Annotated in this window: 9 protein-coding genes; 1 reads left to right on the forward strand and 8 read right to left on the reverse strand. The window is 62.2% G+C overall.

The features are described 5' to 3' along the window. Positions 1 to 9 precede the first annotated feature (9 nt). The 8 genes from RYH70_RS09850 to RYH70_RS09885 all read right to left on the reverse strand — a co-directional run bounded on the left by RYH70_RS09850 (position 10) and on the right by RYH70_RS09885 (position 10,318). Entirely contained in the window at positions 10 to 870 is an 861-nt protein-coding gene (locus tag RYH70_RS09850; RefSeq protein ID WP_022995868.1) for a branched-chain amino acid ABC transporter permease, read from the reverse strand. Between the two features lie 66 nt (positions 871 to 936). After that, positions 937 to 2,139, reverse strand: a complete 1,203-nt coding sequence (locus RYH70_RS09855) for an ABC transporter substrate-binding protein (protein ID WP_116028110.1) — start codon at positions 2,137 to 2,139, stop codon at positions 937 to 939. A gap of 75 nt (positions 2,140 to 2,214) precedes the next feature. After that, positions 2,215 to 3,390 carry a benzoyl-CoA 2,3-epoxidase subunit BoxA gene (gene boxA / locus RYH70_RS09860; protein WP_317010121.1) on the reverse strand — a complete coding sequence of 392 codons (1,176 nt, stop codon included), beginning with the start codon at positions 3,388 to 3,390 and terminating at the stop codon, positions 2,215 to 2,217. Between the two features lie 55 nt (positions 3,391 to 3,445). Continuing rightward, a complete protein-coding gene (gene boxB, locus RYH70_RS09865; RefSeq protein ID WP_055100087.1) occupies positions 3,446 to 4,897 on the reverse strand; it encodes a benzoyl-CoA 2,3-epoxidase subunit BoxB in 1,452 nt (483 codons plus the stop codon). Between the two features lie 3 nt (positions 4,898 to 4,900). Continuing rightward, positions 4,901 to 6,544, reverse strand: a complete 1,644-nt coding sequence (gene boxC / locus RYH70_RS09870) for a 2,3-epoxybenzoyl-CoA dihydrolase (protein WP_317010122.1) — start codon at positions 6,542 to 6,544, stop codon at positions 4,901 to 4,903. A 161-nt stretch (positions 6,545 to 6,705) separates the two neighbouring features. Further along, entirely contained in the window at positions 6,706 to 7,500 is a 795-nt protein-coding gene (locus RYH70_RS09875) for an alpha/beta fold hydrolase (RefSeq protein WP_317010123.1), read from the reverse strand. Next, a complete protein-coding gene (locus tag RYH70_RS09880; RefSeq protein ID WP_317010124.1) occupies positions 7,497 to 9,092 on the reverse strand; it encodes a benzoate-CoA ligase family protein in 1,596 nt (531 codons plus the stop codon). Before RYH70_RS09880 ends, RYH70_RS09875 begins: the two co-directional genes overlap by 4 nt. A 230-nt stretch (positions 9,093 to 9,322) precedes the next feature. After that, the gene (locus tag RYH70_RS09885; protein WP_317010125.1) at positions 9,323 to 10,318 is read right to left on the reverse strand and encodes an NADPH:quinone oxidoreductase family protein; all 996 of its coding nucleotides are present in this window, start codon (positions 10,316 to 10,318) and stop codon (positions 9,323 to 9,325) included. Between the two features lie 258 nt (positions 10,319 to 10,576). On the opposite strand from RYH70_RS09885, the gene RYH70_RS09890 reads away from it, so the two are divergent. Then, the gene (locus RYH70_RS09890; RefSeq protein ID WP_317010126.1) at positions 10,577 to 13,825 is read left to right on the forward strand and encodes a carboxyl transferase domain-containing protein; all 3,249 of its coding nucleotides are present in this window, start codon (positions 10,577 to 10,579) and stop codon (positions 13,823 to 13,825) included. Positions 13,826 to 13,896: the final 71 nt, after the last annotated feature.

Below are 13,896 nucleotides of genomic sequence, written 5' to 3' on the forward strand. Positions count from 1 at the left end.
GTATCCTCCTCAGGCGAACAGCCCGCGCGGTTTGATAATGAGCACGGCCGCCATGATCAGATAGATGATGACGCTGGCGAGAGCGGGGAGCAGCACCGGGCCAAAGGTTGCCGCCTGTCCTATCAGCAGGGAACCGAGGAAGGCGCCCTTGATCGAGCCGATACCTCCGATCACGACAATGACGAAACAGGTGATAAGGATGTTGTCACCCATGCCCGGGTACAGGGAGGTCATCGGCGCGGAGAGCATGCCGGCAAATGCGGCCAGCCCCACGCCGATACTGAAAATCAGCGTGAACAGAGTGCGAACGTCGATACCGAGCCCTTCCACCATGTCGCGGTTGACCGCGCCAGCACGGATGACGATACCCAGGCGGGTATGGCGGATAATCCAATATATGCCCCCCGCCACCAGCAGACAGATGGCGGCCACGAACAGCCGGTAGACCGGGTATTGGAGATTCCCGGTCAAGGCGATGTTGCCATTGAGGGAGGCAGGCACCGGCACGCTCAGCACATCGCTGCCCCAGATGATGCGCTGGGCCTCGTTGAGTACCAGGATCAAGCCGAAGGTCAGCAGCACCTGGTAAAGGTGATCACGCCGATACAGCGTGCCGAGAAACAGCCGCTCGATCAGCAGCCCCAACACCACCGCGACGGGCACGGCCAGCAGCAAGGCGAGCCAGAAGCTGCCGGTGCGCAAAGTCAGATCATAGGCCAGATAGGCGCCGATCATATACATGGCGCCGTGGGCGAGATTGATAATGCCCATGATGCCGAAAATCAGCGTCAGCCCGCTGGCGATCAGAAACAGAAGCAGGCCATATTGCAGCCCGTTGAGCAGCTGTATGGCAATGAATACGGGATCCATGAACGTTCTCCTCGGGTCGGTTGCCCGGCAGGGGCGTTCCCCTGCTTCGCGGGTCGCCTGATCGATCTACATACGGCAGCCACGGGCAGGGTCTTCCAGGGCCCGGCTGGCGACGTCGATGACCTGGTTGCGACCGCCCTTGACCTGGCGGAGATAAATGTTCTGGATTGGATGGTGGGCCTTGGAGAAGGTGACCGGCCCGCGCGGGCTGTTCAGCTTGACGCTGGCCAGCGCCGAGATCAGCGCGTCCCTGTCGGCGCTGTCGCCGTCGGTCTGATCCAGTGCCTGGACCAGCATCATACCGGCGTCGTAACCCTGCACCGCATAGGTGTCGAGCTCGCGCTCATAGGCTTTGCCATAGGCTTCTCGAAAGGTGCGATCCACATCCGAATCGAGACCGTCGGCGTAGTGCAGAGTGGTGAGGATGCCCTCGGCGGCTTCGCCCTGGGCGTCCAGATTGCCGTCGGTGAGGAACCCGGAACCCAGCAGCGGCACACTGTCCTTCAAACCCACCTTGGCATAGTCGCGTACGAAGCGGACCGCGCCGGCACCGGCAAAGAAAGTGTAGACCGCATCCGGCTTGATACTGGCGATATCCGTCAGATAGGGCTGAAACTGGGTTTCCGGGAACGGCACGAGGATTTGTTTGACGATCTCACCGCCGGCTTTGGTGAAGGACTCCTCGAAGCCAGCGATATCCTCCTTGCCGCCGGCGTAGTTCCAGGTGATGGTCACGACTTCGCGGTGTCCACGATCATAGGCCACCTTGCCCATGGGGTAGCTGTCCTGCCACATGGAAAAAGAAGTACGGAACACGTTGGGCATGCACAGTTGCCCGGTGGCCGCGCCCAGGCCGGCATTGGGGATGATCATGATGGCGCCGGTCTGCTTCGCCACTTTCAACATGCCCATGGCCACGCCGGAGTGCACCGGACCAATGACCACATCAACCTTGTCGCCCTTGACCAGGCGGCTCATGTTCTGCGGCGCCTTGGAGGCGTCGGCCTCACTGTCGAGGATAACGTATTCCACCGGGCGCCCGCCCAGTTGATCACCGTTTTGTTTGATCGCCAGTTTCAGGCCATTGGTGATGGATTCGCCAAGGGGAGCGTAGGTGCCTGAATAGGGCAGCATCAGTCCGAGTTTTACCGGCGCAGCCTGTCCTGCCTCGTTTTGTTGCGCCAATAGGGGTTGCAACGAAGCCAACAAGAAGAGCCCCAGGCCGGTCAGCAGGTGTCGGGTGTGTTTGCGTATGCGTGTTTGTTTCATTTTTTCTCTCCTGGCAGGCCAGTCCTGCCCGTTTTTTGTTGTAATGCTTTGGTTTAATGGGATCCCGAGCAGACCCTAGTAGGTCTCCACGTGATAGCGCCCGAGGCGGACCATGTCGTCGCGTAAAACGGGCCAGTCGAGTCCGTGTTTTTCCGCGATCATATGGAGCGATTCCTCGACGCCTTGCTCCATGCCTTTCAAGCCGCAGATGTAAATGTGGGTGTGGCTGTTACCAAGCAACTCGCCAAGCAGGTTGCCGCGCGCCTTCATCCGGTGCTGGACGTATTCCTTGTCCGCATCCGGCAGCCGGGAGAACACCAGTTCCTTGTGGATGAGACTGTCTGGCAGCTTGCTGAGCGGGCCGAAATAGGGCAGCTCATTGGGAGTGCGGGCGCCGAAAAACAACACCAGCCGGCCGTTGGCGTCCGGCTGCTTGCGGCGCCGGCGTTCGGTCATGGCGCGAAAGGGCGCCGATCCGGTACCGGTACAAATCATGATGATGTTGGCGTCCGGGTGTTCGGGCATCAGGAAGCTGTCACCGAACGGGCCCACCACTTCCACCTCGTCGCCCTTATTCAGGTCGCAAATGAAGTTGGAGGCGACGCCGCCGTTCACACGCTTTACCGTCAGTGACAGATTGTTGTGATTGGGGCGCTCCCCGTCGCGGGGGCTGGCGACGGAATACAGTCGCATTTTGTGCGGTTTACCGGTACCGGTCTGGCCTGGCGGCAGGATACCCACGCTTTGTCCTTCCAGTACCGGAAAGGCGGTGGCGCCGAAATCCAGCACGATATGACGGATGTCGGATTCGGTGTCTTCAGCGGTTATACGGTAATTGCCCACCACCCGGGCTCGGGCGGGCGCCGAACGGGTGAACATGTTCAACAACGGCTTGCCGGCGGAGTCCGGCGCGCGGGCGCGCACGCCGGCGTGGGCCTGGGCCAGAAGTTCGCGGACTTCGTCGTCATCGTCGGGGGTATCGCTGTCACTCAGTGCTTCGGTGTTTTCTTCCGGCAGCTCATCCCACTGGAACTGCTGCTCGGTGGTAAAGGGCTCGTTGACCAGCCTCCAGTTGTCAATGGCGCCGGTGGGGCAGGGGGCGATACAGTCCATGCAGTAGTTGCACTTGTCCGCATCCACCACATAGTTGTCTTCGTTGTGAGTGACCGCATCGATCGGGCAGGTTTCCTCGCAGGTGTTGCAACGGATGCAGATTTCCGGATCGATAAGGTGTTGTCGCAACAAACTCATGATGTGTCCTCTCGCTCTTGCCGCGAGCGCCGCGACGCCCGCGCAGCGGCAAAAATCAGCCGGCCAGACGCACGTATTCGAAGTCGCCGGGCTTGTTGTCAATGCCGATCTTCGGTGGTGCGATCCAACCGGCGTATTGGCCGGGTTCGGTGACTGGCCTCATCAGTGAGTCCAGGTACGCGAGATCAGAGGCGGTGGGCAACCAGGTGTCGCGATTGGCTTCGAAGATGGACTGGTCGATAACGGCACCATCAGGGGAAACGAACAGGCCGCTGAACTCGCCGATCTGACGATTGAAGGCGATGTGAGGCAACGACAGTTCATAATCAAAGCCGGCTTTCTTGATCAATTTGTTCCAGCGTTTCACGCCACCCTCGGCGTCCTTGACGTAGTCATCACGCAGCCGGGCATTGATAGCGTTGAGGGCGGTTTCTTCCACCATCTTCAATTCACCGTCGACCACCTTGAGGACCGCGTAGGTGTCGTTGTGCAGTTGATGGTCATCGTCGATCCGGGTTTCCTGGTAACGGCCCTTGATACCGGCTTCATAGGCGGAAGCGGCGTTGGTGGAGACCTCGTTGCCAAACAGATCCAGCGTCACGGCAAGATGGAAATTCATCTTGCGCTGGATCATCGGCAGGTCCATCACGCCCAGCTTGCGCACCGCCTCCACATCAGTGGGGTCGGTGATGCCGGCCTCATTCATGGCTTCGCAGGTGCGCTGGATGATGCGGGAGATACCAGACTCCCCCACGAACATGTGATGGGCTTCCTCGGTGAGCATGAAGCGGCAGGTACGCGATAGCGGATCGAAGCCGGATTGCGCCAGGGACTCCAGTTGCATCTTGCCGTCGCGGTCAGTGAAGAAGGTGAACATGAAGAACGACAACCAATCCGGAGTCTCTTCATTGAAGGCACCGAGCATGCGCGGCTTGTCCTTATCGCCGGAAGTGCGCTTGAGCAGATTTTCCGCCTCTTCGCGTCCGTCCTTGCCGAAGTATTTGTGCAGCAGATAAACCATGGCCCACAGATGACGGCCTTCTTCCACGTTGACCTGGAACAGGTTGCGAAGATCGTAGAGGGAAGGGGCGGTCTTGCCGAGATGACGCTGCTGTTCCACCGAGGCCGGTTCGGTGTCGCCCTGGATGACAACCAGGCGGCGCAGCATGGCGCGGTATTCGCCGGGTACTTCCTGCCACACCGGTTCGCCCTTGTGTTTGCCGAAGGGGATAGTACGGCCTTCCTCGGCGGGCGCCAGCAGAATGCCCCAGCGGTACTCCGGCATGTTCACGTAACCGAATTCAGCCCAGCCCTTGGGATCCACGCCGACGGCGGTGCGCAGATACACTGGCGTGTCCTGGAAACCATCCGGGCCCATGTCCTTCCACCAATCGATAAAGCCGGGGTGCCAGGCTTCCAGCGCTTTGCGCAGGCGGCGATCCTCGGACAGATTGACGTTGTTGGGAATCAGATCGTCGTAGTTCACTTCCTGTTTCAAGGCGGTCATGGGTTAAATCCTCTCGAAGTTGTAGGTGGGGCGAGAGCCGCTGCCGTACAGTTGCAGGGCGCCTTGCCGGCCGACGGCGTTGGGGCGCTGGAAGATCCAGTTTTGCCAGGCGGTGAGTCGCCCGAAGATACGGGTTTCCATGGTTTCCGGGCCGGTAAAGCGCAGGTTCGCTTCCATGCCGATCAGAGCGTCGGGGGAGAAGCTGGATCGTTCCTCGATCAGCAGCCGCAGTTCCTCGTCCCAGTCGATGTCATCGTAGGCTTCGGTGATCAAGCCGCCGCGCAGGGCGGCCATGGCATCGAGTGGTTGTCCTTGTTGTTCACGGGCGCGCTGCACGCTTTGCGGTTCGCCGTAGAATCGGGTTTCCAGCCGGGTAAGGCCGTTGCTCATGGGGAGGGCGCCGAAGTTCATCGCACTCAGCTGCAATTTCGCGGCTGAGGTATCGTCCTGCTCCCACTGGCCGTCGAGCATGAAGCTGCGATCGGCGCAGAACACCAGCTCGGCGAGCAAACCACTGAAGCAGCTTCCCGGCTCCACCAGGGCGAACAGGGTGCGGGAAGTCACGTCAAGACGCTTGAGAGTGCGTTTCCAGAACAGGCGGATTTCACGCATCAGCCAGTGTTCCTGCTGCAGCAGGCTTTCGTAGCCGGCGATGCGGGGGGCGTCGCCCTGACTTTTTATCAGCCAGGTGCCCATCTCCGGCTGATTGAGGCGCAAATGCAGAATGGCGTCGTCCAGGTCACGGGCCAGCGCCAACGGCCAGAAACCGTCGCCTTGAGCCTGGGCATCCACGACAGAGCCGGGGGCGTCCTGTTGCGGGCCGTGCACAATCAGGGTGGCGGTGCGTCGGCTGTTGTCCAACTCCACGCTGAGATGGCGGTAATGGATGCTGTGCTCGCCGATTTCACGATTCAGCGGTGAAAAGAGCACGCCATTGGCGTTGTCCGGACGATCGGACCGCCGCGCCAGTTCCTGGGCACGGGCTGTTACCGCCTGATCGAATTGCGAGGCCGGCGCCAACTCGTCCACCAGCCGCCAGTCGAGCGCGCGCTGGCCGCGAACACCGTCTTCCATGCTGCAGAAGATGTCGGCCCGGTCCCGGCGTACCTTGCGCTTGTCGGTGACACGGGTGAGACCGCCGGTGCCCGGCAACACCGCGAGCAGAGAGACTTCCGGCAGTGACACCGTGGTGGTGCCGTCGTCGATCAGCAGAATATGGTCGGTGGCCAGGGCCAGTTCATAACCGCCGCCGGCGGCGGTGCCGTTCACCGCGCACATCCAGATCTGTCCGGATTCGGCGCTGGCTTCCTCGATGGCATTGCGGGTTTCGTTGGTGAACTTGCAGAAGTTCACCTTGTGGCCATGGCTGGCGCCGCCGAGCATGCGGATATTGGCGCCGGCGCAGAAGATTTTTTCGTTGGCGGATGCCAGCACCACGGCTTTTACTTCCGGGTGCTCGAAACGCAGGCGCTGGACAATGTCGTTGAGTTCAATGTCCACGCCCAGGTCATAGGAGTTCATCTTTAATTGATAGCCGTCGAACAGGCCGGCGTTTTCATTCACCGCCATGGTCACATGGGCGACGGGGCCGTCGGTGGTCAGTCGCCAGTGCCGGTACTGGTCGGGGGAGGTCCGGAAGTCGATCATTTCGCTGCCTCTTCGGTTGTTGTGGGTGGCGCGGTTCCAGAGAGTCCGATGTATTCGGGAGGGTCATTATCAGACCCGAGCAAGAATTATAATGCATCTTATGGGAGGATAATGAATTAAAGTGCCATTCATGGCAAGGGGTATGATTTATAGTTCCTGATTCAGGATGGACGGGCGCCCTTCAGGGCGAGATCCGCGACAAAATGCCGGATGGTTTCCAAAGTAACTTCAGGCTGTTCGCGGTGAGGGGAATGGCCGCAGTGATCCAGCCAGACCACCTGGCAGGGCCCGGAACAACCCCCCTCAATGGCGTCCAGCTGTTTGTGGGTTCCGTACTGGTCCTGGCGCCCCTGCAGCAATAGCGAAGGGCATTGGATACCGGGAATGAACCCCTGCAGATTCCAGGCGGCGAAATCCGGATCCAGCCAAGCGTCGTTCCACCCCTGAAACGCCACATCCACATGACGGTGATAACGGGCCAGACCCTGACGCAGCGAGCCGCTTTGCCAGGCCTCCCGGGCGGTGCGGATGCTGTCCAGCCCCATCGGCTCGGTAAACACATGGGGCGCCATCAGGATCAGGCCGCGTACCCTTGGATCGACCACGGCCGCCGCATTGATCAGGGCGATGGACGCGCCGTCGCTGTGGCCGATCAACACCGCCCGCTGCACGTTGGCGGCGTCGAGTACCCGAGGCAGGATCTCGCGGGCCTCTTCGTGCATGTAGCTCAATGGACGCGGCAGAGTGACCGGATCGGAAGCGCCATAGCCGGCGCGGCTGTAGGCCAGCACACCACATCCGGTCAGTTCCGCCAGGCGCTGTGGAAACGCTTTCCACAACGCCACGCAGCCCAGCCCTTCATGGAGCAGCACCAGGGTGGCGGCCTGATCCGGAGGAGGGCCAAACCAGGCGGCTTCCAACCGCACACCCAAGACGGTCAACGCTGTCAGCGTCATGCCGGCACCTGTTCCCGGGCCCGCAGTTTGAAGCGCTGGATTTTGCCGGTGGCGGTTTTCGGCAGCTCATCAACGAAATACACCCAGCGCGGGTATTTCCACAGTTCAATACGTGAGCGCACGAAGTCCTGCAGCTCCCGGCTGAATGCCTCTTTGTCGGCGACGGTGGCTTTCAATACCACATAGGCCGCCGGCTTGAGGTTTTCGGTGTCGTCGCTGCGTGCTACCACCGCCGCTTCCATGACCCCCTCGTGTTGCATCAGCGTGGACTCCACCTCGAACGGAGAGACCCAGTTGCCGCCGGACTTGAACATGTCGTCACTGCGTCCACAGTAGTGATAGCGGCCCTGTTCATCGCGATAGTATTTGTCGCCGGTACAGGTCCATTCGCCAACGAAAGTGCGCAGGCTTTTGTCCCGCTGATTCCAGTAGCCGCTGGCGGCGCTGGGGCCTTTCACCAGCATTTCTCCGATCTCATTGGCCGTTTCGATGTCGTCGCCATTTTCATCCACCAGCTTCACTTGGTAGCCGGGTACCGGGCGGCCAGAGCAACCGTAGTGAACGTCACCGGGCTGATTGGTGAGATAGATGTGCAGCATCTCGGTGGAGCCGACGCCGTCAAGAATCGGGGAGCCGAAGCGCTTTTCCCATCGTTCGCCGGTCTCCTTCGGTAACGCCTCGCCGGCGGAAATACTGCGGCGCAAGGCCTTTGATCCGGGGTGCCGCGCCAATTCGGGATCGGCCAGCAGGGCCGCGTACAGCGTTGGGACGCCGCAAAAAATAGTCGGCTGGTGCCGCTCCATGATGTCCAGCGCGGCCGCCGGGGTCGGGCGGCCGTCGTAAAGGATGGCGGTGGCGCCCACCGACAACGGAAATGTCATGCCGTTACCCAAACCGTAGGCGAAGAACAGTTTGGCGATGGAAAAAATACGGTCATGGGGCTGAATACCCAATACGCCCTTGCCGTACAGCTCGGTGGTCCAATACAAACTGGCGTGACGATGGGGAACGCCCTTGGGGTTGCCGGTGGAGCCGGAAGAATAGAGCCAGAAGGCAATATCGTCGCAGGTTGTCGCGGCGGCGCGGCTTTCCGCGGAGGCGTTATCGAGCAGCCCCGCCAGGGTGTCGTGGTTGGCCTCGCGGCCATTCACCACGATCACTTTTTCGAGATTGGACAGCTCCGGGATCAACTCGGCGAATTGGGCATAAAGGGACTGCTCCACGATCAATACCTGGGCACGGCAATCGCCGAGGATGTAACGATATTGGGTCGGGGTGAGCAGGGTGTTCAGGCAGACCGGCACAACACCGGCTTTCAACGCGCCCCAGAAACAAGCGAGGTAGTCGGCACTGTCGGACATGGCGAGCGCCACCCGGTCTTCCTGGCGTAGTCCCAGGGCACGGTACATGGAGGCGGCCCGAGCCACCCGTTCGGCAAGGCGCGCGTAGTTCATTTCGCCATCGCGATCGATGATCGCCAGGTGTCCGGCGCGGCCTTCCCGCAAATGGCGGTCGATGAAGTGGTCGGCGGCGTTGAAATGACGGGGCAGGGTGTCAGCGGCGGGCTCGTGCATAGCCTTGGCTTGGGTCATGTCGGCTTCTCTCCCTTGCTGTCGAGATTGTTGTGGTTATCGATTCGGTGCTAGGTACAGCCAGTACACTGACATGTACTATAATGCATGATGCGGCAAGGGCAAGAGGCAGGGAGAGGTAGGGTTATTGATTTATGATATGTATTTTGAAATATAGTGCGCTTTTTGAGATAAGGCCCCCAGGGAGGGAATGGCCGCCGTATCGTCGTCCCATCCGGCGGCCAACGGCCTTACAGATCGGCGCTTTCCAAGTCGGCGATTTCGACCACGGTTTTACCCAAGCCGGTGCCGCTCAGCGCGAACTCCAGAGCCTCGGCAAACGCCTCCAGGGGAAAGGCGCGCCCCACCGGCGGTTGCAGCCGGCCATCATCCACCCAGCTCAACAGGTGCGCCAGATGCGCCTGACCCCGCTGTTCTTCCAATTGCAGAAACTGCCTGACATCCACGCCGATCAGACCCGCGCCTTTCATCAGCGGCAGATTGACCCGCAACGAGGGAATCGGTCCGCCGGTAAATCCCAGCACCAGATGGCGGCCACGCCAGTGCAGAGAGCGGAAAGCCGGCTCGAATAATGGGCCGCATACCGGATCGAACACCACGTCCGGTGCCATGCCACCGCAGGCGGCCCGCAGCCGGTCCCGCCAGCCGTCCGGTTCGGTATCCAGTACTTCGTCCGCGCCCAGTCCCTGGCAGAATGCCCTTTTCTCCTTGGAGGACGCCACGGCAACCACACGGGCGCCGAGTTGTTTGGCCACCTGGACACCGGCAGCGCCAAGACCGCCGGCGGCGCCGAACACCACCACGGCTTCCCCCGGCTGCAACGCGGCGCGGTCAACCAGTCCGTGCAGCGCGGTCAGGTAGTTGACGCGGAACCCGGCGGCTTCGGCGAACGTCATGGCATCGGGGATCCGCCGCACTTCCGCTTGCGAGGCCAGGGCGTACTCGGCCAGTCCGCCGTTGACGGTGGCCATCACCCGCTCTCCCTCTCGCGATGGGTCGATACCGCCCCCTACCGCGACGATTCGGCCCGCCACTTCTCGGCCAGGCGTGTGCGGCAGCGTGGGTTTCACCTGATAGCGCCCGAGGGCGACCAGGGAATCCACATAGCCGAGCCCGCAGGCGGCGATGCGTATTAGTAATTCCCCTTCACCAGGAGTGGGACGCCCGGTTTCGGTCAGTTGATAGTCGGCGATGGATGCCAGCGACTCGGCGATCACTTTTTTCATGATCCGGGTTCCTGTTGTCCGGCGGCTCCGGTGCCGCGGTGAAGGTCGGGGCTGAGGGTCTGGAAGGTAGAGATGTAACGCCAGGGAGGGGACTTTGTACACGGCGGAACCGCTCCGATGCCCGGGAAAAACATTACGCTTTTGGCCAAACGGGAAGCGCCGGGCGGCGGTGCCATGAAGAACGTAAAATGACTTGACGCATTAAACGGAGCGCCCGCATAGTGCTTTGACACTAATGTCAACAACAAAGAGGTGCTCATGGCCGGGACCACAGACCATGGCGTGACCAGCGTGCTGGTGGCCAATCGTGGAGAGATCGCCGTACGTATCATCCGGGCGATTCATGAGATGGGAGGGCGGGCCGTCGCGGTCTTTCCCGAGGACGACAAAGACGCGCTGCATGTCCATCGCGCCGACCAGGCGGTAGCGCTGCCGGGCACCGGGGTGGCCGCCTACCTGGATGCCGGTGCCTTGATCGACGCTGCTGTTTCATCCGGTTGTGGCGCGATTCATCCAGGCTACGGGTTTCTCAGTGAGAACGCGGATTTCGCCCACCGTTGCGCCGAGGCGGGGGTGGTCTTCGTCGGCCCGAGCGCCGACACCCTGACCATGCTTGGTGACAAGGCACGGGCCAGGGCCTTCGCGGTGGAGCAGGGCGTTGCCGTCATGCCTGGCACCTCTGGCGCCACCACGCTGGCCGAGGCGGAGGCGTTTGCCGATGAGCACGGAGCGGTGATGATCAAAGCGCTGGCCGGGGGCGGTGGGCGTGGCATGCGCGCGGTCATCGACCGCGGCGAATTGCCGGCCGCGTTCGAGCGGTGCCGGTCCGAGGCCGGACAGGCTTTCGGCAATGATGCTCTCTACGTGGAGCGCCTGGCCCGCGATCCCCGTCATATCGAGATCCAGGTGGTGGGTGACGGTGTCAGTGTCCAGCATTTGGGCGAGCGCGACTGCAGTATCCAGCGTCGCCATCAGAAACTCATCGAAATCGCTCCGAGTCCCGCGCTCGAAGCCGGCCAGCGTGACCGCATCATCGCCGCGGCGCTCCAACTCGCCGGAGCCTTGAGGTATCGCGGTTTGGGAACCTTTGAATTCCTTGTCGACGGTGACGAGGTGTTCTTCATGGAAGCCAATCCGCGACTGCAAGTGGAACATACCATCACCGAACAAGTGACCGGGGTTGACCTGGTGGTGGCTCAACTGCGCATCGCCAGTGGAGCGCAATTGACGGATATGGGCCTGGAGGAGCCGCCGGTGCCGCGAGGGTTCGCGATCCAGACCCGGGTCAATCTGGAAACCCTGGATGCCGGGGGCGCGCCGCGACCGGGTAGCGGAGTGATCGACACCTTCACCTTGCCCTCCGGACCGGGACTGCGTGTGGATACCTATGGCTATGAGGGTTACCGTGTCAGTCCCCGCTACGACTCCCTGATCGCCAAGGTCATCGGTCATGCCGAGGATTTTGGCGGCGCCGTCCGGAGAACCGCCGCGGCGCTGGCGGAGTTCGAAATCACCGGGGTTCCCACCAACCTGGACTTGCTGCATGGCATTCTCACCGAGCCGGATTTCGCGCGGGGACGGTTCGATACCGGGTATCTGGATACGCACCTTCCGGCACTGCTTGAACATCGGCGACCCGGACACCACCTGCCGACGGCGGTGAAGGCGGAGCGGGAAGGCAAAGCCGGGCCCAGGGCGCCGGAAGGCGCCAGCGTCGCCCGCTCGCCCCTGGGAGGTGTGCTGCTGAGTATCGACGTGGCCGTCGGTGATGTGGTCGCGGCGGGGGCGCCGCTCCTGGTGGTCGAGGCGATGAAGATGGAACATGTGGTCCGTGCCACGGAATCCATGCGTGTGGACGCGGTGGTCGTGGCGGCGGGCGACTTCGTCGACGAGGGTGATCTGCTTGCTTATGGCAGCGCCGTGGACCATGCCGATGCCTTCACCGCCGAGGCCGTGGAGGAAGACTGGTCGGCGGAGGTGGCGGAGATCGAACGCCGTCGCCAGCTCGCCGAGGCCATGGGCGGCAAGGCGAAAGTCGAACGGCAACGGGCGGCGGGCAAGTTGACGGCACGAGAGCGCATCTCCGCTTTGGCCGATCCGGACAGTTTCCGTGAGATCGGTGCCCTGACCGGTTTCGTGGACTACGTGGATGGGCGCGCCGAAAGCATCCTGCCAGCAAACTTCGTCGCCGGGACGGCGGCGGTGGCCGGCCGCAAGGTGGTGCTTGGCGTGGACGACTTCACCGTACGCGGCGGTTCCGGTGATGCCGCGATCCACGATAAGCAGATCTATGCCGAGCGCTACGCGCGCGAGATGCGCCTGCCGGTAGTGCGTTTGCTCGATGGCGCCAGTGGCGGCGGCAGTGTCAAGACGGCGCGCGAGAACGGCTTCACTTACATTCCGGTCAACCCGGCCTGGGACGCGGTGGTGGACAACCTCTCCCTGGTGCCGGTGGCGGCGGCGTGCCTGGGGCCGACGGTGGGGCTGGGAGCGGCGCGTCTGGTGATGTCGCATCTGGCGGTGATGGTCGAAGGGCTGGGGCAGCTGTTCACCGCGGGCCCGCCGGTAGTGCGTGGTGGCACGGGCGAGGACCTCACCAAGGAGGAGCTTGGCGGCGCCGACATACATCGCGGTACCGGCTCGGTGGAACGGATCGTGCCCGATGAGGCCGCCGCCTTCGCGGTAATCCGCACGTTCCTGGGCTATTTGCCCGCCAGCGCCTTCGAGACTCCGCCTGTGGTGGCATCGGCGGATCCGGTGGATCGTCGGGAGACGTCGCTGTTGAGTGCGATCCCGCGCAACCCGAGGCACCCGTACGCCATCGGGCCGATTCTGGAAGCTATCTTCGATGCCGGCTCCGTGTTCACGTATGCCGAGTACGGGGACGGTATCGTCACCGCTCTGGCGCGGCTGGACGGTCACCCGGTCGGCGTGATCGCGTCGGATCCGATGCGGGGCGCGACCATGTCGGTGGAAGGCGCCCAGGCGGTGGGCCGCCTGGTGGACCTGTGCGAGACTTTCCATTTGCCAATTGTCAGTCTCACCGATCAGGCCGGCATGACCATCGGTTCGGTGGCGGAGCGCCGCGCCACCATCCGTGCGGGAGCGCGGGCGATTGCCGCCGTCTATCAGGCACGGGTGCCGCAGGCCGAGATCATTCTGCGCCGCGTCTACGGTGTCGGCGGTGCCGGCATCATCAATCGTCACCGCGCCAGCCGCAGTTGGTCATGGCCGTCCGGCGACTGGGGATCGCTCCCGGTCCAGGGCGGCATCGAGGCCGCGTTCCGCGCCCAGATCGAAGCCAGCGACGACCCGGCCGCCACCATCGCCGAAATCGCCGCGGAGCTGAAGGCGATTTCGTCTCCGTTCCGAACCGCCGAGCACTTTGGCGCCCAGGACCTCATCGATCCCCGTGACAGCCGCGCCTTACTCTGTGATTGGGTGCGCGACGCTTATCGATTGCTACCCGAGCAGGTTGGGCCGCCAGCGTTTGGTACGCGGCCCTGATCACAGAAACAAGGGCACAATAAAAACGGCGCGATAACAACAAATCAGACTTTGATTCGGGAGAGGAACCA

The sequence above is a fragment of the Alloalcanivorax xenomutans genome (assembly GCF_032810065.1).
GTDB classification, from domain to species: domain Bacteria; phylum Pseudomonadota; class Gammaproteobacteria; order Pseudomonadales; family Alcanivoracaceae; genus Alloalcanivorax; species Alloalcanivorax xenomutans.